This window comes from Trinickia soli (genome assembly GCF_002879855.1).
Lineage (GTDB): Bacteria > Pseudomonadota > Gammaproteobacteria > Burkholderiales > Burkholderiaceae > Trinickia > Trinickia soli.
The window spans coordinates 101490-122693 of record NZ_PNYB01000018.1; the positions used below are offsets into that span (position 1 = coordinate 101490).

16 protein-coding genes are annotated in these 21204 nt (G+C 61.7%); 11 read left to right on the forward strand and 5 right to left on the reverse strand.

Features of this window, described 5'->3' with window-relative positions:
• The first annotated feature begins 38 nt into the window (after positions 1–38).
• The 4 genes from C0Z19_RS19940 to C0Z19_RS19955 all read left to right on the forward strand — a co-directional run bounded on the left by C0Z19_RS19940 (position 39) and on the right by C0Z19_RS19955 (position 3977).
• Positions 39–857, forward strand: a complete 819-nt coding sequence (locus C0Z19_RS19940) for a flagellin domain-containing protein (protein WP_102611560.1) — start codon at positions 39–41, stop codon at positions 855–857.
• A 198-nt stretch (positions 858–1055) separates the two neighbouring features.
• Positions 1056–2468, forward strand: coding sequence for a flagellar filament capping protein FliD (fliD, locus tag C0Z19_RS19945; RefSeq protein WP_102611561.1), 1413 nt, complete (start codon positions 1056–1058; stop codon positions 2466–2468).
• A 29-nt stretch (positions 2469–2497) separates the two neighbouring features.
• Positions 2498–2797: a flagellar protein FliT gene (gene fliT, locus C0Z19_RS19950; RefSeq protein WP_102611562.1), complete on the forward strand. Its 300-nt coding sequence runs from the start codon at positions 2498–2500 to the stop codon at positions 2795–2797.
• A 319-nt stretch (positions 2798–3116) separates the two neighbouring features.
• A complete protein-coding gene (locus C0Z19_RS19955) occupies positions 3117–3977 on the forward strand; it encodes a hypothetical protein (RefSeq protein WP_102611563.1) in 861 nt (286 codons plus the stop codon).
• 42 nt (positions 3978–4019) lie between these two features.
• Here C0Z19_RS19955 and C0Z19_RS19960 read toward each other — a convergent pair whose 3' ends face one another.
• Genes C0Z19_RS19960 through C0Z19_RS19975 form a run of 4 tightly spaced genes read right to left on the reverse strand, consistent with a single transcriptional unit; the run spans position 4020 to position 12934 of the window.
• Positions 4020–5990, reverse strand: coding sequence for an O-linked N-acetylglucosamine transferase, SPINDLY family protein (locus tag C0Z19_RS19960; RefSeq protein ID WP_102611564.1), 1971 nt, complete (start codon positions 5988–5990; stop codon positions 4020–4022).
• A complete protein-coding gene (locus C0Z19_RS19965; RefSeq protein ID WP_102611565.1) occupies positions 5987–8269 on the reverse strand; it encodes a tetratricopeptide repeat protein in 2283 nt (760 codons plus the stop codon). The genes C0Z19_RS19960 and C0Z19_RS19965 overlap by 4 nt, the downstream gene beginning before the upstream one ends.
• A gap of 23 nt (positions 8270–8292) precedes the next feature.
• Positions 8293–10410 carry an O-linked N-acetylglucosamine transferase, SPINDLY family protein gene (locus tag C0Z19_RS19970; protein WP_102611566.1) on the reverse strand — a complete coding sequence of 706 codons (2118 nt, stop codon included), beginning with the start codon at positions 10408–10410 and terminating at the stop codon, positions 8293–8295.
• Between the two features lie 10 nt (positions 10411–10420).
• Complete coding sequence (locus tag C0Z19_RS19975; protein ID WP_102611567.1) at positions 10421–12934, reverse strand: glycosyltransferase; 2514 nt, start codon at positions 12932–12934, stop codon at positions 10421–10423.
• 350 nt (positions 12935–13284) lie between these two features.
• Here C0Z19_RS19975 and C0Z19_RS19980 point away from each other — a divergent pair, with 350 nt between their 5' ends.
• The 6 genes from C0Z19_RS19980 to C0Z19_RS20005 all read left to right on the forward strand — a co-directional run bounded on the left by C0Z19_RS19980 (position 13285) and on the right by C0Z19_RS20005 (position 18099).
• The gene (locus C0Z19_RS19980; protein WP_102611568.1) at positions 13285–14415 is read left to right on the forward strand and encodes a DegT/DnrJ/EryC1/StrS family aminotransferase; all 1131 of its coding nucleotides are present in this window, start codon (positions 13285–13287) and stop codon (positions 14413–14415) included.
• Positions 14405–15115, forward strand: a complete 711-nt coding sequence (locus C0Z19_RS19985) for a WbqC family protein (protein WP_102611569.1) — start codon at positions 14405–14407, stop codon at positions 15113–15115. Before C0Z19_RS19980 ends, C0Z19_RS19985 begins: the two co-directional genes overlap by 11 nt.
• Positions 15116–15231: 116 nt before the next feature.
• On the forward strand, positions 15232–15744 hold the full coding sequence (locus C0Z19_RS19990; protein WP_233196218.1) for a class I SAM-dependent methyltransferase: 513 nt from the start codon (positions 15232–15234) through the stop codon (positions 15742–15744).
• On the forward strand, positions 15744–16403 hold the full coding sequence (locus tag C0Z19_RS19995; protein WP_102611571.1) for an acetyltransferase: 660 nt from the start codon (positions 15744–15746) through the stop codon (positions 16401–16403). The genes C0Z19_RS19990 and C0Z19_RS19995 overlap by 1 nt, the downstream gene beginning before the upstream one ends.
• An 11-nt stretch (positions 16404–16414) precedes the next feature.
• Positions 16415–17374 carry a glycoside hydrolase family protein gene (locus C0Z19_RS20000; RefSeq protein WP_102611572.1) on the forward strand — a complete coding sequence of 320 codons (960 nt, stop codon included), beginning with the start codon at positions 16415–16417 and terminating at the stop codon, positions 17372–17374.
• 8 nt (positions 17375–17382) lie between these two features.
• Positions 17383–18099, forward strand: coding sequence for a phytanoyl-CoA dioxygenase family protein (locus C0Z19_RS20005; protein WP_102611573.1), 717 nt, complete (start codon positions 17383–17385; stop codon positions 18097–18099).
• Positions 18100–18148: 49 nt separating this feature from the next.
• On the opposite strand, the gene C0Z19_RS20010 is transcribed toward C0Z19_RS20005, so the two are convergent.
• Complete coding sequence (locus C0Z19_RS20010; protein WP_102611591.1) at positions 18149–18931, reverse strand: FkbM family methyltransferase; 783 nt, start codon at positions 18929–18931, stop codon at positions 18149–18151.
• 440 nt (positions 18932–19371) lie between these two features.
• Here C0Z19_RS20010 and C0Z19_RS20015 point away from each other — a divergent pair, with 440 nt between their 5' ends.
• Positions 19372–21177, forward strand: a complete 1806-nt coding sequence (locus C0Z19_RS20015) for a tetratricopeptide repeat-containing glycosyltransferase family protein (protein WP_158243030.1) — start codon at positions 19372–19374, stop codon at positions 21175–21177.
• The last annotated feature ends 27 nt before the right edge of the window (positions 21178–21204 follow it).

Below are 21204 nucleotides of genomic sequence, written 5' to 3' on the forward strand. Positions count from 1 at the left end.
CCAAGACCCTGGACCGTTTTTCCCAACGAGGAAGCAAAATGCTGAACATCAACACCAACATTCTGTCGCTGCAGACGCAAACGAACCTCGAAGGTTCACAAGGCGCCCTGTCGCAAGCCATCAACCGTCTGTCGTCGGGCAAGCGGATCAACACGGCTGCTGACGACGCTGCCGGCTTGGCGATCGCCACGACGCAAACGGCGTCGATCAACGCGCTGAACCAAGGCGTGGCCAATGCCAACGACGGTATTTCGATGGTGCAAACCGCCGCCGGCGCGATTTCGTCGACGGTCGCCAACTTGCAACGTATCCGCCAGCTCGCCGTGGAATCGGGCGACGGCTCGCTCGGTACCGCCGCTCAAGCGAACCTGCAAACGGAAGTGACGACGCGTCTGACGGAAATCAACCGCGTTGAATCGCAAACCACGTTCAACGGCCAAGCCGTGCTGGGTGGCCTGGGCAGCGTGAACTTCCAGATCGGCGCAGCCGCCAACCAAACGCTGACGGCGAACTTCGGTACGACGTCGTGGACGACGACGGGCCTGGGCGTGTCGGGCGTGGACATCTCGACGACGTCGGGCGCGCAAAACGCGATCACGGCAATCGACGCAGCGCTGTCGCAAGTGAACAACTTCCAAGCAACGCTGGGTGCAACGCAAAACACGTTCTCGGCCGCGATCATGAACACGCAAACGGAATCGACGAACCTGTCGGCTGCTCAATCGCAGATCGTCGACGCCAACTTCGCGCAAGAAACGGCGAACCTGTCGAAGGCTCAAGTGCTGCAACAAGCCGGTATCTCGGTGCTCGCACAAGCGAACTCGCTGCCGCAACAAGTGCTCAAGCTCCTCGGCTAAAAGGAAGCCGCGCGGCGAGTCCCAGTTGATCTCGCCGCGCCGCCGGGCCCTCTCGAAGCAATCGCGTCGCGTGGGCCCGCCAACACGGTTTGAACGCAGCGGGAGGCATGCCTCCCGTTACGTATTGATAGCAGGCCGTCTCTTCGATGAGCGGCTCGGTTCAGATTCATCATCGCGCCGCAGCACAAGGAGCCAAGCATGAGTACGGTATCTTCGAGCAGCACCAGTTCAGTTCTTCAGCAAGCGGCACAGTCGATTCTGAGCGGCGTGACGAACTCGCAACTCGATGTGAACACGCTCGTTTCCGCCCTTGTGACCGGCGCGACGGCTGCACAAGCGTCGACGATCGCCGTCGCCGCGAACAGCGACAATACGCAGTTGTCCGCGCTCGGCTCGATGCAATCGTCGATGTCCAATCTGCTGAACTCGCTCGGCGGCCTGGCCGACGGCAGCATCTTCACGAAATTGTCGGCCTCCATGAGCGGCACGGGCATCACGGCCACGACGTCCACGGGCGCGGCCGCGGGCACGTATTCGGTGAGCGTGCAGCAAATCGCCACCGCCAATCAGATTTCCTCCAAAGCCTATGCCAGCAATGCCACGCTGGGCACGGGCAACCTGAACATCGGCGTCGGCACGGGCACGATGACGATCGCGCTGACTTCGTCGAACAATACGCTCTCAGGAATTGCATCGGCCATCAACAGCGCGACGAACAACCCCGGCGTGACGGCTGCGGTCGTCACGGGCACCGACGGCCAGCACCTCGTGCTCACGTCGACCCAGACGGGCTCGGCCAACACCGTGTCGGTCAGCGCCGATCCGACCGTCGACGCAGGCATGGCCACGGCGAACTTCACGCAGGTGACGGCCGCCCAGGACGCCAAGTTGACGGTCAGCGGCACGTCAGTCGTCAGCGCGAGCAACAACGTCACGACCGCGATGTCGGGCGTCACGCTGAGCCTGACTTCGGCGTCCGTCGGCACAAGCCAAACGCTTTCGGTTGCGACGAACACGTCGTCGATCTCGACCGCGCTGCAAAACTTCACCACGGCCTATAACTCGTGGATCTCGACGGTGAAATCCCTGTCCAGCTACGACTCGACCTCCCATGCGGCGGGCCCGTTGCTCGGCGACGCGATGCTGAACTCGGCGGTCAACGGCATCGCCTCGATCATGGCGAGCGGGGTCACGGTTGGCGGAACGACCTACAGCCTGGCGCAGTTGGGCGTGAACCTGAACGACGACGGCACCTTGGCGCCGCTCGATGCGACGACGCTGCAATCGACGCTCGCATCGTCGCCCTCGATGGCCTCGAACGTATTCAACGGCACGAATGGCATCGGCGAGCAATTGAGTTCGTTCATCAGTTCGTACACCACGGCCGTGACCGGTCAGATTGCGCAACGCAACTCGACGTTGCAATCCGACCTGACGGCGCAGCAGCAGGCGGAAACGAATCTGGTGGCCTACCAAGCGGCGCTGACGTCGCAATATCAGGCCGAATTCACGCAGTTGAACACGATCATGTCACAGACGCAGAACAACACGACGTACCTCAATCAATTGTTCGGCGGTAACGGCAGCGCCGGTACGATCAACAAGAAATAGTCACGAAGCATTGAAGCGAGAGTAGTGTCATGTCGAACGAATCAGTCACGCGCGCCCATGAATTGACGCGCACGCTTCTCGCCGCGCTCGACGCCGGCGACTTCGCGTTCGCGGCCGATCTGGCCGATCAGCGTTCGCCGCTGTTGATGTCGCTCGAACGCGAGCAGACCGACGCGGACCTCGCGCTGATTCGCGAAATCATCGCGATGAACGCGACGATCATGAACAAGGCTTCGACCGCGCGCGACGCTGTCGCCGACCACCATGGCGAAGCGCGCCAGCGCGTGTCGGCGGCCCAGCAGTATCTGGCCGCGGGGCAAATGCGCTGATCGATCGGTCGCACAGAATCGAATAACGAAAAACATCCGCATGAAGTCGATGCGGTGCGTGACCCTCGAAAGCCGCAGCGACGCGGCTTTGTTTTTTTTGGGTGCGGCGATACGTGGGCTACCCGCATCTGACGCAAGCTACGCGTCCCACGATGCCACAGAACGCAAATTTTTGACCTTAAATTAAACGGCGATTCGGGCGCTTTTCGAGCAATGCGATCGCCGTGCTCACTGGCACACTGTCTACTCGTCGTAGTGCGCGCGCATCGCTGCGACGCAACACAACGGCACGCCAAGTTCAAACGATCGGGATCCATCCATGCAAGCACCGTCGAGTTCACCCGCTGGCCCTCGCCGCGTCGAGATTCGCCAGATCTTCTACTCGGAGGCGACCCGTCAGCAGCTCGATCCCGGTTTCATGGCGCTCGACAATTGCGGTCAGCGCCCCGATTGGCGTGAGTACTGGCCGATTCGCACCTTCCTGCAGAACAATACGCTCGACGAAAACACGCTATACGGGTTCTTTTCGCCGAAGTTCCGCCAGAAGACGACGCTCACGTCGGTAGCCGTGAATGAATTTCTCGCCACTGTGCCACGCGACATCGACGTCATCGGGTTTTCGCCGTTCTTCGATCAAGGGGCGGTTCACCTGAATACGTTCGAGCAGGCGGCCACCAATCATGCGAACAGCTGGCCGGTGTTCGAGCAGGTCGTTGCGTTCGTCGCCCCGGGCATCGATCCGCACAACGTCGTCATGGATTCGCGCCACAGCATCTTCTGCAACTACTTCGTGGCGACGGCCGCTTTCTGGCGGCGGTGGCTGGCGGTGAACGAGGTGTTGTTCTCGGTCGCGGAAGCCGGCACCAGTGCGCTCGCGCAACTGCTCAACGGGCCGATTCCCTATGCGAGCGGCTTCGTGCCGGCGAAGGTCTTCGTGCAGGAGCGCGTCGTGTCGCTGCTGCTGCTCGGCGAAAAACAATGGCGCGTGAAGCATTACGATCCGCTGCGCCTACCGATGTCGGGTTCGATCGTGAGCGGCTATCCGGCCGATCTGCTCGTGCTCGATGCACTGAAGACCGCTGCCATCGAAACCGGGCATGACAACTACCTGAAGATGTTTCAGCAGATCAGAAACACGCTGCTCGATACGGCGCGCCGGGCCAAAGGGATGCAGGCCTGAAGCGTTAGCCATGCGGGTGCGGCGGCCGGGGCGCGCGTAGCCTCAAAGATTCCGTGCGCGCCACATGCGCTCGAATTCGCCTTCGAGCGTGCGCGCGAAGCGATCGGGGTTGCATAGCGACGAGTTCAATACCCGCTCACGCAATTGCCGGCGCAATGCCGCCAGAGCGTCCCGCTCGCTTGCAGCCGCGAGCGCCCGTGCGACATAGGCGTCGTCGTCCGCTGCAATCCAATCGCCGAGATCGGCGCTTTGGAGCACGCTTTCACACAAGTGCCCGAGAAAACGATCGCCGTGACGGCACAGCACGGGCACGCCCATCCACAGGCTTTCGGCCGTCGTCGTCCCGCCCGGATACGGGAACGGGCTCAACGAAATATCGACGCGGTTGTAGGCCGAGAGGTACTCGGCCCGCGGCGACGGACCTTCCATCAGCACGCGCTCGGGTGCGATGCCATGGGCGGCGAAGCGCTGGAGCGTCGCCGCGCGTTGCGCCTCGTCGGCCAGCTGCTGCGCTTTCAAGAACAGGCGCGCGCCGGGGACCGCATGCAGGATGCGCGCCCATACGGCCACGACGCGGTCGTTGACTTTCACGAGATCGCTGAAGCAACCGAACGTCAGTGGGCGCGTCGCATCGGTCGCCGCGTTCACATCGATCGCGACTGCCGGCTCGGGCGGCGTGAAGCAAAGATAGCCATGCGGTAACCGCCACGGCCGTTCGACAAAATGTTCGGCCTCGACAGGCGGCAGCACCCATTGATCGCCGAGGACGTAATCGATCGCCGTCAATCCGGTCGACGCGAAGTAGCCGATCCAGCTCGCTTGCACGGGCGCCGGCTTCCAGGCGAACACGGGCAGGCGATTGCTATCCGTGTGGCCGGACATGTCCAACAGGATGTGTATGCCGTCGTTGCGTATCGTCGCTGCCGCCGCTTCGTCGGTCAGGCCGACGAGCGTGCGCCATTGCGCGAAGCGCGGCTTCAAGCGTTGCGTCAATTCGTCTTCGTAAGGCCGCGTCGAATACGCGAACAACTGGACGCGCGCGGGGTCAAGCTGGGTCAGCACGCTTTCGAGGAAGAATCCGACCGGATGAGTGCGCAGATCGCCCGACACGAAGCCGATCCGCAATGGCGCCCCGGGCGCTCGCGCGACGAGCCAATCGGTAAACGGTCGCGCCTGCGCGGCAGCCATGCGCCCGAATGCGAGCGCTTCGGTCAGGTAATCAAGCGGCGCGACATGCTGCGCGAAACTCAACGTGAACAGCAGATTGCTCCAGGCTTCGCCCCACGTCGGCCGCAACGCAATTGACCTTCTGAATGCTTCGATCGCCGCCGCATGATCGCCCAACTCGCGCCGCACGATGCCGAGATTCAGCGCGACTTGAGCTTCGTGCGGCAGCAGTCGCAGCGCTTCCTCGTAACAGGCCGCAGCCTCGGTCAGCTGGCGCTGCATCTTCAACGCATTGCCGAGATTGTTGTGCGCCTGGCCGAACCCGCCCTGCAAGGCAATGGCCTTGCGGCAGTGATCGGCCGCCGCCTCGAATTCGCCCAGCTCGCGCAGCACGTTGCCAAGGTTGCTATGCGCTTCCGCAAACTCGGGATTGATTGCCAGCGACTTACGAAAACCCGCCGCGGCCGCGGCAGGCAGCCGCATGTCCATCAGCGCCAAGCCGAGATTGTTGTGCGCGCGAAAGTGATGCGGGTCGAGCGCGAGGGCCTGCTCGTGGCTCTCCACGGCCGCCGCCAGCTTGCCCCAACTTCTGAGCGCGCAGCCGAGATTGTCGAAGTACGTCGCCTGCGGACTGATTTCGATGGCGCGGCTGATGAGATCGAGCGCATCGGCGTGACGCTGCTCCTGCATCGCGACGACACCGAGCAAATGCCATGCATCGGCATGGCGCGGCATCCGCGCAAGCGCGGCTTCGTAACGCGCGCGCGCCTCTTGCAGACGCCCGCTCCGGTGATGAACGAGCCCGTCTTCGACGAGTGCGTATGCACCTTGATCGACCGCGCTCATCGTGCGATCTCCTTCAGTTTCGCTTGCCACATCTGTTCGATTGCCGTCATCCAATGGCCGGCGAAGCGGCGTGCGTCCGTCAACGGCGAGCGTTCGACGCGTTCGCGCAAGGTTGCGCGCAGCCGGGCCAGTGCCGGCAGATCGGTCGTCGCGGCCACGGCGCGTGCGATGTAATCATCGGTATCGGCCGCGATCCATTCGGGCAGGCCCACCGTCTTCAATACGAGCTCGCCGAGATGCGACAGGAATCGATCGCCGCGCCGCGTCAACACGGGCACCCCCATCCATAGCCCTTCGACGCTCGTCGTTCCGCCCGGGTACGGAAACGGATCGAGTGCAAGATCGACGCGATCGTAAGTGGAAAAGTACTGCTCGCGCGACGACGGTCCTTCGAGCAATAGACGCGACTCGTCGATGCCATGCCCGGCGAAGCGCGCGAACGTTTCGCGCCGTATCGACGGCTCGCCGAGCTGATGATTCTTCAGCAGCAAACGCGTCCGCGGCGCCGCATGCAGAATCTGCGACCAGACTTCGAGCACGCCGTCGTTGAGCTTCTTGTGATTGTTCAGGCAGCCGAACGTGAAGCAGCCGTTCGACAGCGCGGGCAGCGTACCAACTGCAACGGGCTCCGTGGGCAGCGTGAAGCACAGGTAGCTGTCGGGCAAACGCCAGATCCGTTCCGTGTATTGCGCTTCTTCGCCAGGCGGCACCACGTGCGGGTCGGCCAATACATAGTCGATCTCGCTGAGCCCCGTCGTCGCAAAGTAGCCGAGCCAGCTGATCTGCAGCGGCGCCGGCCGCCACGCGAACATCGGCAGCCGGTTGCGTCCCGTATGACCCGACAGGTCGACGAGCACGTCGATGCGGTCGTCGCGGATACGTTCGGCCAGCGCTGCGTCGTCGAGCTCAGCCACATGCCGCCAAAGCGCGAAGCGCGGCTTGATGCGCGCCGTCAACTCGTCGCTGTGCAATGCGTTCGAGTAAGCGATCGGCTCGATGCGCGTCCGATCCAGTTGCGTCAGCACCGATTCGAAGAAGTAGCCGACCGGATGTTTGCGCAAATCGGCCGAGACGAAGCCGACGCGCAACGCGCGTCCCGTGCGGGTCGAATCGGCCAGCGCGGGCCAGTCGGTGAAAGGTTTCGCACGTGCGCGCATCCTTTCGCCGAAATAGCGAGCATCGGCCAGATGCACTTGCGGCGACCAATCGGGCACATACGACTGACCGAACAGCACGCAGGTATGCGATTCGCCGAAATCGGGGTTCAGCGCCAATGCTTCGCGGTAACAGGCCAGTGCGCCTTCGGGTTCGCCAAGATCGGCGAGGATCGTGCCGAGATTGTTGTGGAACGACGGCATGTCCGCGCGCAACTCGATTGCGCGCCGTGCGAAGGCGAGTGCACGCTCGGGCGCGTTCAACCGGCGCAATGCGTTGGCGAGGTTGTGATACGCATCGGCGAAATCGGGTTCGAGCGCAATCGCACGCTCGTAGCAAGGCACGGCCTCGGGCACGCGCCCCGCGCCGTTCAGCGCATTGCCGAGCGTGTTGTAAGCCAGCGCCGAAGTGGGCGAGAGCTCGACTACGCGTCGATAGGCGTCGATCGCATCGGCGATCTCGCCGCGATGCATGAGCATGCCGGCGAGTTTGTCGTGGGCCGCGGCCAACTGGGGCGCGAGCTTGACGCTCTCGCGCAGACACTCGAGCGCCGCATCGCCATGGCCCTTCGCTTGCAAGGCGACGCCCAGGTTCAGGTGCGCTTCGGCGGACGCAGGCTTTGCGTCGATCGCTTTGCCGTAGGCGGCAATCGCGGCGTCGGGTTCACCCAGATCCTTCAGCGCATTGCCGAGATTGTTGTAAGCCTCGGCGTAGCCGGGCCGCAACTCGATCGCACGCGCACAGCTCGTCAGCGCCGCCGCGGCGTTGCCCGACTCGCGCAAGGCGTTGCCCAGATTGTTGTGCGCTTCGAAGTAGTCGGGCTTCAGACCGACCGCACGTCGATAGGCTTCGATTGCGTCGTCCAGCGCGGCCAGCTCGCGTAGCGCGTTGCCGAGATTGTTGTAGTAGATCGGGCTCGCATGCATGGCGATCGATTCGCGCATCAACGTGATGCCCGCCTCGCTCTGCCCGATCTGACAGGCGAGCAGCCCCATGAAATGCAGTGCATCGGCGTGCTGGGGCTGTTGCGCGAGAATGCGCGTATAGAGCGCTTTGGCATCGGCAAGCCGCCCGGCCTGATGATGCGCCAGTGCCGCGTTGAGCAATTGGGCGAGGTCTTGCATGTTCGATCCGGTCTTGTGTGTCGCTACGCGGTAGACGCCGATTCAGCTGCGCTCAAACGCGCGAGGCCGTCACGCCACATCGCTTCGAACGCGTCTTCCAAATTGCGTGCATAGCGCTTCGCATCGCATAGCGGCGACGCAAGCATGGTCGCACGCAGGCGCGCGCGCAGTGCGGCAAGGTGCGAGACATCGCCCGCGAAAGCAATCGCCTTCGCGACATAGTCGTCGTTGTCCTGTGCGATCCAATCGGCCAGCCCCGCCGAGTGCAGCATGCTCGCGCAAATGTTCGACAAGAAGCGATCGCCGCGCCGGCACAACACAGGCACGCCCATCCACAAGCCTTCGACGCTCGTCGTGCCGCCCGGATAGGGAAACGGGCTCAACGCGATGTCGACGCGGTTGTAGGCCGCGAAGTATTCGGTCCGCGGAGAACGCCCTTCCAGCGTCAGACGCGACGAGTCGATGCCGCGCGCGGCAAAGCGTGCAAGCGTCGTAGCGCGCGTGGCCGCGTCGTCGAGTTGCTTCGCTTTAAGGAACAAGCGCGAGTGCGGCACCGCTTGCAGAATGCGCGCCCATACGTCGACCACACCATCGTTCATCTTCATCAGATGATTGAAGCAACCGAACGTCACATGGCCCTGTGACGACAACGGCAACGGCCCCACCTCGATCTGCTCGAGCGGAGGCGTGAAGCAAAGGTAGCTGTCGGGCAACCGCCATAGGCGCTCGGTGTACCAGGCTTGCGCATCGGGCGGCAACACGTGGGCGTCGCCGAGCAGATAATCCATCGCCGGCAAACCCGTGCTCGCAAAATAACCGAGCCAGCTAGCTTGCACCGGTGCGGGACGCCACGCGAACATCGGTAGGCGATTGAAGTTCATATGCCCCGACAGATCGAGCAGCAGATCGATGCGATCGTCGCGGATGCGCGCGGCTGCCTGCTCGTCGTTCAGTGAGGCAAGCTGCGTCCAAGCGGCGAAATAGGGCTTGATGCGTGCGGTCAGGGCGTCTTCGAGGCGGCGCGTCGGATAAGCGACGAGTTCGATCCGGCTACGATCGATATGCGCGAGGATGCTTTCGAGGAAATGACCCGTCGGGTGAATCTTCAAGTCGCCGGATACGAGTCCGACGCGCAACGGCCGCGTGCGCTGATCGGCGCTTAGCACAACATGCCAGTCGCGCCATGCTCGCGCTTTCGCCGTCGCGACACGACCGAACCCAACGGCTTCGTTCAGATAGTCGGCCTGATTCAGATCATCGCGATAACTGAGAATGAACAGCAGATTGCTGCGTGCTTCGACGAGATCGGGCTTGAGCGCGATCGCACGGCGATAGGCTTCGATCGCGGCATCGAGATCGCCCAAGTCGACGAGGGCGTTGGCCAGGTTGTTGTGGGCTTCGGCGTAGTCGGGCTTCAGCGAAATCACCACGCGAAAGCATTGCACCGCATCGGCATAACTGCCCTGCTCGCGCAGCATATTGCCGAGGTTGTTGTGCGCCTGGATGTAATCGGGCTTGAGCGCGATCGCTTGGCGGAAGCATTCGACCGCGGCCGCGCGCTTGCCTTGCGCCGCAAAGGCATTGCCGAGGTTGCCGTAGAAGATTTCGCTTTCGTGACGACCCAGCGCACGCATGATCCAATCGACTGCCGATGCGTAATCGCCCTCGTGATAGGAGACTAACCCCATCAAGTGCAGAGCATCGGGGTGTTCGGGAACTGCCGAGAGGATTTGGCGATAAACAGCTGCCGCTTCGGCATACCGGCCCGCATGTTGGAGGGCGAGGCCCGATTCGATCGGCAGCACGGACGCTGGCGCGAGAGCCGGAGCAAGGCCCTTAGGTCCGTGACGGAGTCTATCGCCGCCAGGAATCGTCGTTGCCGCGGAAGAGTTGCGCACGACGGGCGACACTAGCGCGAACCCCTGCCCAAGCGTAAAGGCCGGCTCACGCCCCTCGGCAACACGTGTCGGCGAAACGCCTTCAATGCGGCGCGCAGCCACGATCGGCGGCGTCACAAAACGCACGCCGCCTTGCGCCGAGCCCGCAGCCGAAAGCGCCGGCCGCGCTAACTTCGCCGGCGGCGGCACATCTTCCGACTGCTGCAATTGTTCTATCGGATTCGTAAACAGCCGACCTGACATCGCCCTACGCTCACTCACCGTACTTACGCAGATACCGTTCGTAGCCGGCGCGCCAAGGGGGTGTATTGAATGCGCCCGCGCTCTCGTGAACTACGCTGATCGGCCACGTACCCATGGTCAGTCCTTTCAGTTCCGCCTGTCGGCAGAAGTCCATGTCGTAGAAGTGGAAGTCGAACTGCTCGTCGAAGCGCACACCGCTCTCGATCAGGCGCTCACTGTCCGCAACGAGCATGAGCCCGTCGAGGAGCTTGCATTCGACACCGGCCGGACCGAAGTACGAAACGCCTTCACTGGCGAGACCTTTACCGTGTCCGACGGAGCCGCTCAGATATTCCGGGCTGTCCCATGTAAAGTGCGGTGTCGCGAAAGCCCAGGCCGGCTGCTGAGGCGATCGGCGTCGATTGCCGGCTAAGCCGAGTACGTTGAACTCTCGAAGCCCTTCGCGGACGCGCTCAGTCCAGAAAAAGTCGTTGATCGACACGTCGTCATGCACGAACACGAGGATGGCCGGATTGTCCGCGGCTTGTTCGATAGCTGCGTTATAGAGAGCCGGCAGGCCCGTCGTATTGTCGTCGAACAACAGCAACTCGGGCGCTCTTGCTTGGCGCTGAACGGACAGCGAGCGGCCCAGCGCCGTCTCGCGCAGGAAACGGTCTTGCGAATGGCGTGTCGCGCACACCAGGCGAATGGGTTTCTCTGCAATATCGACCGAGTTGCCGCCCAACACCACAGGCGCGCAGGCGCACGTCTCGCGCCGTGGCGATTTCCCCGACCGAACAGCGGCGCGCGGCGCCCCGGTCTTGGTGAAGAGGAAGAACGGCTCACGCGCGTTGCACCCCACCGCATCGGCGTCAATACCGGAGAGCACCGATGCGTGTGGAAGCAACTCGCCGCTAAACCCCGCCTCGCGAAAATGATCGGCGATATCGGAGCCGAAGAAGCGGACGTGGTCCGATTGCCCGAAGTAACGCGTCGCGAACTGCGCTGTCGGGGCCTTGATCAACTCGAAAGTGTATTTGAGTACCGGCGAATACGGCGTTTGCGCAATCAAACGCCCACCCGGCTTCAGGCAGCGATTGAACTGCTCGAGCGCCGCATGGGGCTGCTCCACGTGCTCGAGCACATGGTTGCAGATGATCAGATCGAAAAAGTCGTCTGGAAAGTCGAGAGCCTCGACATCGAGCCTACGGTGCGCGGGCGAGCGCGGATGCAGGTCTCCTGCGATATATTCGAGCGGCGCGAGCCGGCGAATCCGCTGCTCGATTTGCGGCTCAGGCGCGACGTGCAAAATCCTCAACCCAGAAGCCTGTTCGAGCACGCCTGTGAAGGCGATATAGAGCCAAAGGTGCCGATCGCGGTCATTACTGTGGCAGTGCGGGCACAAGTGCCGTTCGAGCGTCGAGCCGACGGATTCGATTTGCTCAAGAAACTCAAGATCGACCGGATGAGGAAACGGCAGCCACCGATCGACCGGCCTCTCGCACACTACGCAGGTATTTTGCGCAGCAGGCGCCGGCATCTGCGCCGCGGCAACGGTCGCAGCCGAAGCTGCGGCGCTGCGCTGCGCAATGCGGGCTGCCACTGCGCTGCGCGCGTGCTGAAGGTTAGCTTGGAAACTCGGAGAATCGAATAGTTCGCTCGGAGCGCGTTGGACGAGTTCCGGCAGATTGGCGAGGAACCGTTCGATCTCAGGTAGTTCGGGCTGGGCGCCTGCCGAAAGACGGCGCGCGCTGGCATAAAGCCCCGCCAGACGTCGGCCTGCCTCCGCGATTTCCGCAGTCGTAAGGTTGCCTGCCGCAGCCTCCGCTCGCAGGAACAGTTCCCACTCGTACATGCCCGCACTGAAATTGGCGCTGTGGACGTTCGACTGCTGCGCGCCATGGCGACGAAACCCGCTGAAATAGCCGCCCACCGCAACCAGCGGGGCCCGCTCAGCCAAGTTCAAGTACATCGCGACATCGTTCAGAAAGTCCAGCTTCAATGCTCGATAGTCGAGCACCCGCATACCGTCAACGTACTCTCTTCGGAGCAGCACGTTAGTCGGCTCTCCAATGAAGTTTTCCACCAGCCCGATCATGTGGCGGACGAGCAGACTGCGATCGATGAGGGCGAGTTCGCCAACCTCGAGCAGCGGCGCCGGGACCTCGATCACCGCGTCGTTTCCATCGATGATCACGCGCTGGTGGAACGCCAGCGCCGCCTGAGGGTAGGACTCCAGCGCACTGACGAGCGACTCCACCGACTCCGGCATCAAGATGTCGTCGTCGTACAACCACTTTACGTAAGTGCCTGTTGCACGCTCCCACAAGCGTTGCGAGTTGCGCAGCCCGTTTTGGCAGCCGTGGTGGAAGTAGCGAATACGTGCATCGTTCTGCTGCGCGACGATGGGCGCAAGGGATCCGTCGACGGTATCGTCACCGACCAGAATTTCGATGTCCGGGAATGTTTGTTGCCGTGCGCTCAGCAGCGCCCGACCAAGATACTCGGGCTTGTAAGCTGGGATGAGAATGCTGACGATTGCCATTAATGCGAATCCTTCTGTAGTCGGTAACGGCCAGGCATACCAAACGCCCCGCCGGCCATGCGGCGGGGCGCGAGCTGTCGCCAGCGGCCCCTCCCGTACATGACGGGACTTCTTCGATTGCCGCAAGCTTACCGGCCGCCGTTGCGATTCGATTTGCTGAACAGGGGCGGTTTTACGGGCCAATTTCGATGTCTACGCCACATTCATCCGAAATGGCGGGCAATCCGCCTCTTGATCGGCAGATCACCCCCCCGGAGCGGCGACTAGACTTGAAGCCGAATGGTCGCGGACCGCATCCGCGCCGCGTCGACCGACTGCATCGATCTCAAATGCGCCTAGGCATACAACCCATGGACAACCTGATCCCTGTTACCCAGCCCTACATGCCACCGCTGGAGGAATTCGTCCCTTACTTAGAGGCAATCTGGGATAGCAAAACGGTTACGAACGGCGGCAGGTTTCACGCACAACTCGAACGCGAGCTTTGCGCGTACCTCGGCGTCGAATTTCTTTCGCTTTTTTCGAACGGCACGCTCGCGTTGATTACGGCATTGCAAGCCATGAAAATCACGGGCGAGGTGATTACCACACCCTTCAGTTTCGTTGCAACTACGCATGCGTTGCACTGGAACGGAATTCGTCCCGTATTCGTCGACATCGACCCGGTGACAATGAATATCGATGCGAAGAAGATAGAGGCGGCGATCACCCCGCAAACCACCGCTATCTTGCCTGTGCATGTCTACGGCTCACCCTGTGAAGTTGAAGAGATCGAGCGAATCGCCGACACTTACGGCCTGCGCGTGCTGTATGACGCCGCACACGCGTTCGGCGTGCGCAAGAACGCCCGCTCCGTGCTCGAGTTTGGAGATATGTCGGTGCTGAGTTTCCACGGCACAAAGGTCTTCAATACGTTCGAGGGTGGCGCGATCATCTGCCGGGACGCCAAGACGAAGCGCCGCGTCGACCAGCTCAAAAACTTCGGCTTCGTGGATGAAGTCACCGTCGTCGCACCCGGTATCAACGGCAAGATGAACGAAGTGCAGGCGGCGTTCGGCCTGCTGCAATTGCAACACATGGAAAAGATTCACACGGAGCGCGCACGCGTCGACGAGCGCTATCGCGCAGCTCTGGGCAATGTGGGCGGCCTGCGGTTGCCCGTTACGCCAGACGGTTGCACGCGGAACCATTCGTACTTTCCGGTCCGGATCACCCGCGATTTCCCGATCACGCGCGATGCGCTCTACGAGAGATTACGCGCACACAATATCGCTGCACGGCGCTACTTCTATCCGCTCATCAGCGAATTCCCGACTTATCGCGGACTACCGTCGGCCACGCGCTCGAACCTGCCTGTCGCGAGCGAAATCTCGCAGCAGGTGCTTTGTCTCCCGATCTATCCAGCGCTGACTCCGAATGTGCAAGACCGCATCATTGATATCATCCTGGCCGCGGCCGGCCTGCAGCAATATGCAAGCTGAACGCCGGCTGGCCGTCATGCAGCCTTACTTCTTTCCGTACATCGGCTACTTCCAGTTGATGGCGAAAGTTGACAGGTTCGTGATTTTTGACGATGTCAATTTCATCAACAAAGGCTGGATCAACCGCAACAGAATCAACATCGGCGGTACGGCCCACATGGTTACGATCCCGCTGCAACAAGCGAGTCAAAACCGGCTGATCAGCGAAATTGAAGTCGACTCGTCCTCGAACTGGCGGGAGAAGATGCTTAGATCCATCGAGCAAAGCTATGCGCGCGCACCGCAGTTTTCGCACGTGTTCCCTCTCGTGGACGCCATCATTCGACATGGCGCGTCGAATCTCGCGGATTATCTCTGCCATGGACTGACGACGCTGCGCGACCACTTGCGCATCGCGACCGAAATCCTTCCTACGTCGCGCCGGTACGCAAACGCCGACCTCAAAGGCCAGGAGCGGATCATCGACATCTGCCTCAAGGAAGATGCGAGCGTTTACGTCAACGCGATCGGCGGCAAGGAGCTTTACTGCCGCGCCACATTCGCCGATCGCGGGCTCGATCTGAAATTTCTTGAACCCGTGCTCCCGCCCTACGCGTGCGGTCGGCTTGCGTATGTGCCCGGACTCTCGATCATCGACGTGCTCATGTGGAATGAGCCGTCACTCGTCGATCACATGCTCCATAGCGCCACCTTGACATGAGCACAGATTACCAAACCCTGATTCGCCATTATGAAGATTGCCTCGCGCGTCACGGCGATACTCACCGGGGCGTAGATTGGCCCAATGCGGATGATGCCGCAAAGCGTTATCGCGTCATGCTCGACTTGATCAAGCCGAGCCACGATGGATGTACGCTGCTCGACTTCGGCTGCGGCGCCTCGCATCTCTATCAGTACATGCTCGATCGCAGCGTTACAGGGATTCGCTACGCCGGGCTCGATGCATCGCCGGCCTTCTGCGAACTTTCGCGTAAGAAATATCCGCAGAACGAGTACATCTGCCTCGACGTGATCGAGCAGCCCGAGCGGCTCGGTAAGTTTGACTACGTTGTCATGAACGGCGTATTTACCGAAAAACGGGAATTGTCTTACGAAGCCATGTGGGAGTACTTTAAGCGCATGCTGCTCGTGGTCTTCGCCAAGACGCGCCGTGGAATAGCTTTCAATGTGATGTCGAAAGAGGTCGATTGGGAACGCGACGATCTTTTTCACGTACCGCTCACCGACCTGACGCATTTTCTTGCTCGGGAGCTTTCGCGCCATTACGTCGTGAGGCATGACTATGGACTGTACGAGTACACGACGTACGTCTACAAGGAGTCCAACTGATGGCAAACGTCGTCATCTTCGGCATTCAGGACTACGCCGAACTCGCACATTACTATCTTGAGCACGATTCGCCGCACGAGGTCGCGGCGTTTTGCGTCAACCGCGCCTATCTGCCGGAGGGCGCGACGTTCAGGGGTCTACCCGTCGTCGCATTCGAAGAGGTCGCGCGGTCGCATCCGCCGTCGGCTTTCAGTTTCTTTGCGCCGATGTCGCCCAAGCATATGAACCGGGATCGCGAGCGCGTCTACCTTGAAATCAAGGAGCACGGCTACGAACTCATTAGTTATGTGAGCTCCAAAGCCACGCGATTCGACAACCCGATCGGCGATAACTGCTTCATCCTCGAAGACAACACGTTGCAGCCGTTCACGTCGATCGGTAACAACGTCGTGCTCTGGAGCGGCAACCACATCGGGCACCACGGGCGTATCGAAGATCACGTGACGGTCACGTCGCACGTCGTCATGTCCGGGCATTGCACAATCGGCGCGTACAGCTTCCTGGGCGTCAACGCGACCTTGCGCGATGGCATAAGTATCGGCCAAGGCTCATTCATCGCCATGGCGACGGCAGTCACAAAAAGTACTGAACCGTGGTCGGTCTATAAGGGCAATCCCGCCACGAAGCTCGCGATGTCGAGCACCGACCTGAAGATCTGAGGGGCGAGCGCGTGGCAGGCATCCGTTGGGAAAAGCGTGGGCTCATCTATACCGTCGACGAGCGGCTGCCGTGGGCGACGTCGCATGCGCAGATCCCCACCGTTGCGGGCACCCGGGACGGTGCGCTGCAGCTCCTGTTCAGCAGCCGCGACGCAAACAACCGCAGCGCGATCGCATCGCTCGACGTTGCGGCATGCAACCCCGCCCAAGTACTGCAGGTCCAGCGCTCGGCGGTGATGGAATTGGGCAAGCTCGGTACATTCGACGACTGCGGCATGATGCCCTCATCGGTCGTGGAGCACGACGGCATCCGCTATCTGTACTACATCGGCTGGAACGTGCGCAATACCATCCCGTATCACAACTCGGTTGGTCTCGCGACTAGCGAGGACGGCGGGCGCACCTACCGGCGGATGTTCGACGGGCCTGTAATGGACCGCACGGCAGAAGAACCGTATTTTTGCGGCACGACATGCGTACGCATCGAGAACGGTGTCTGGCGAAATTGGTACCTGTCCTGCACGGGCTGGATAAAAGTGGACGGCAAACCCGAGCCTCGTTACCACTTGAAGTACGCGGAGTCCCGCGACGGCATCCACTGGTTGCGAGAGGGCGTCGTCGCGATCGATTACGCCGACGAGGCGGAAGGCGGGCTCGTTAGGGCATCCATTCACCATGACGGCCGCCTCTATCGCATGTGGTACTGCCGACGCAATCACACGGGTTACCGGGAAACCAGCGTGGGCAGCTACCGGATAGGTTACGCCGAGTCGACCGACGGCATCGTTTGGAGGCGGCTCGATGAGCACGCCGGTTTAGACGTATCGGCCGCCGGCTGGGATTCGTTCATGGTTGCCTATCCGGAAGTGACGCAGTGTGGCGATCGCCTTTACCTCTTCTATAACGGCAATGGCTTCGGCGCGAGCGGCTTCGGTTACGCGGACGCGGTTATCCATTCGAACCAGGAATAGGAATCAGGATGGAACCAATGCACATCGTCGCCGGCCATTTCGCGAAGCTTGGGTACCTGGTCCTCGCATGCGAGTCTCTGCAGGAGAGGATGCGCGCTGTGCGCGTGAGGTTCGAGCAACGCTTCCTTCCCCGATTTAGTGCGGACGCCACGCGCAATCGCAACATCGTCAAGCTGGTGGCCGAAGACATCGACGTGAAGCGATTCTTTTGCTCCGACGAACTGATCGAAGCGCTCCGCGTACAGCTCGACATTATCGAGCCTGTCCAAACGGGTCCGATCGTGACGCATTACACTGCAAGCGATCTGACCGGCAATAACTACGGGCTCCCCTATCACCAGGACTGGCCGAGCATGGGTACGTCGACGAGAGGTGTCATCGCTTGGACTTCAATCGGAGATATTGGCCCCGGAGGGCCCGGTCTGCGTATCGTCCCAGGCAGTCAGTTGCGCGGATTGTGGCCTGGCACGCAAACGGACTCAGGGTACGTACTCGATGATCAAAACGTGGCGGGTGCGCTCGATCTCGAAGTCGAGGCCGGTCAAATCTTGTTGATGTCGCCGTTTCTCGTGCATAAGACAAAGACGTCTCACGAACCCAAGTGGAAGCTGTCGCTATCTTGCCGCTTTGATGACCTGGCTTGCGAGGCATGGGATCGTCGCAACTTCGTCAGCGCATATCGGACGACAGTGGATCGCAGCGTTTACCTTGCCGGGAGCTATTAACCGGTTGAAGCGCTGGGCCGCAGCCGAGCGACAGGCGGCCGGCTTTTGCTCACCGGCTGAAGATGCAATTCCAAAGGCCAGCGTAGTTTTGTACTTGGTGCTGGCGGGTCAGCTTGAATCCGAGCGTGCGAAACTGGCTCGCCAGCTTGTCCATCTTCGCATCTTCGATTTCGATAAAAATCTCCTTGCAGCGTCGCAGCGATTCGCTTGCGCCAGCAATGACTGGCAGTTCGTGCCCATCGACGTCGATCTTGACGTATTCGGGCTCGCGCAACCCCATCTGTGCGCGCCACCGATCGAAATGGACGAGCTGAATCGGATGCACGTGCTGCGGGGCGAACTCGCCGCCTGACACGGCAGTTGGCGACCCAACGATCTTTTCGTGCGCACCCAGTTCCATCTTGCGAATGAAAAGCTCGCCCACGCCAAAGCGATCGGAAGCGGCTACGTTAAATGCGGCGAGTGCGCCGTCGTCCGCTCGATTGAGAAACGCGTTCCATGAAAGCAGGAAATAGTTGGACGGGTCGGGCTCGATCGCGGTGACTCTCAGGCCTCGCTTTGCCGCATAGATCGCGAAAATTCCATTGCTTGCGCCGAAGTCGTAGTAGGCGGCACCGCGCGGGATGCCATCTATCCAATCAAGGAGTTCCGGTTCGATGTATTCGAGGCCCGCGGCCATCCACAACAGCCGTTTGCTGGGAGCGAGCCATCGTAGCGTGAGACCGCGAATCTCGGCTTCGTAAATGTGGCTGTCGAGATTGAACGCCTCTGCATGCTCGATGGCCTTGGGGCCGACCAATGTTTCGAGAGGAACAAACTTCCATGTGTCCATTGCTGGCCCTTGTGGTTGCAATCAAGCGAGATGAGAGCCCCGGAAGGCAAGAACGTCTGAAGGAACTCGGTCTGCAAGCCTGCATTGTAGCGAGCCGGCGGCCGGCTCTAACCGAAAGAAAGACCCCATATTGGCGCTCAATTCGCCCCGCCAGAGAGCCGGGTTCGTTATTTCACCCGGCAGTCACGGCCGGATCTACCGCGAGGACAGCTTCGCCCTCGGACCTGACAACCCAACGACAAACCCAGACGAGCCCGCTCAAAGCAAGGAATAGCGCCCAGCAATGCGCGTTGTTCCGGCCATTGCAGTGCACCCGTTGCCCGTATGCTGGGCGCGATAACCTGCTCAACCTGCCCAAAACGCCCCACGCGCGTGGGCAACTCATGCAACAGCACCCGCCCACGCTAGCTCAGTCCGGGCCGCCGCCCGCAAAACCGACCATGTCCCAGCCACGTGCCGACCGCGCCGTTTCACCGCAGAGCGTGCTTGCGCCATGCGCCGACAGCCGGCTTGCCGATGCGCCGTCCGACGCGCAGCCGTCGGACGATGCCGCGTGCGCGGCACCCACGAACAGCGATCCTCATGCGTTGGCGGAAGCCTTGAACGGCGTGGCGGCGGCGCTCGCTGCACGCGGCGATCCGAATGCGACGCAGGCTTATAAGTCGCTCGGCGATGTCCTGCTGCAACTCGATCGCCCCGCCGAGGCGGAGCAGGCTTACGGTCAAGCCTTGACGCTGCGCCCGCAGGATCCCGAAGCGTTATTCGGTCTCGGCCGCCTGCTCTACGCACAGCAGCGCTTGCCCGAAGCGGCGCTCGCCTCGCAATTGGCCATCATGGTCAAGCCCGATCATGCGCAGGCGCGCGTCAACCTGGCTTGCGTGTTGCTCGATCTCGGCCGCCCGGCCGAGGCCGAAGCGACGCTGCGCGAGGCGCCGGCACACAACGGCGGCGATGCCGACGTGCATTTCACGCTGGGGCTCGCGTTGGAAAAGACGGGGCGCTATGTCGAAGCTGAAGCGGCTTACCGGGAAACGTTGAAGCTGAGCCCCAACGCGGTCGCGGCGCACATCAATCTGGGCAACGTACTGCAGCAATCGGGGCGTTTGCACGAAGCCGTGAGTGCCTACCGGCAGGCGCTCGCGCTGAACCCGTCGGTTGCGCCAAGCCACTACAACCTCGCCACCCTGTTGCGCGCGCTTGATCGGCCGCACGAAGCCGAGCCGCTCTATCGCCGCGCGCTCGAACTCGCGCCCGACTATCACGATGCCCGATTCGGCCTCGGCACTTTGCTGCTCAGTCTCGGTCGCTTCGATGAAGGCTGGCGGCTCTTCGAATCGCGCTATGCGTTGCCGCGTTTTCTGCATTGCCGAACCAAGGCGATGCTGCCGCTGCCGCAATGGCAGGGTGAACCGCTGACAGGCCGCTCGTTGCTCGTCTGGCAGGAAGACGGCCTTGGCGACATGATCCAGTTCGGCCGCTACCTGCCGTTGTTGAAAGCGGCGGGCGCCGCGCGGGTCGATGTCGTCTGCGAAAGCGCGCTGCATCGTTTGTTCTCGACCGTCGAAGGTGTGGACGGCGTGCTCACGCACGAGACGGCGAAGTCGCGCTACAACGACTACGACTGTTGGACGAGTCTGCTGAGCGCGCCGCTGCATGTGCAGACGACGCTCGACTCGATTCCATCCGCCGCTTATCTGAAGGTCGATGCCTCACGCGCCGCTTACTGGCGCGAGCGCCTCGCGCACCTGCCGCCGGGGCCGCGCGTCGGCGTGGTGTGGAAAGGCAACCCGCGCCATCACAACGACGCGCATCGGTCGATGACGTCGCTCGCTGCGTTGTTGCCGCTCTGGGGTTGGCCCGGCGCATCGTTCGTGAGCCTGCAAAAAGGGCAAGACGAGGAAGAAGCGCAGCGGCCGCATGCTTATCAGCCGTTGCTCGCGCTCGGGCATGAGCTGACCGACTTCGCCGACACGGCCGCGTTGATCGATGGATTGGATCTGATCGTATCGGTCGATACGTCTACCGCGCATCTGGCTGCTTCGCTCGGCAAGCCATGCTGGGTGCTGTTGCCGCACCACGATCCGGATTGGCGCTGGCTGCACGGGCGCAGCGACTCGCCGTGGTACCCGGGCACGATGCGCGTGTTCTGGCAACCGCGCGCCGGCAATTGGTCGGCGCCTCTCGAGGCGATGCTGCAAGCCGGTCTGCAGCGATTTGCTTTAACGCAGCCCGTTTCGGCGACGTAACGACGATTGCAGCGGACCGCTGCAGCG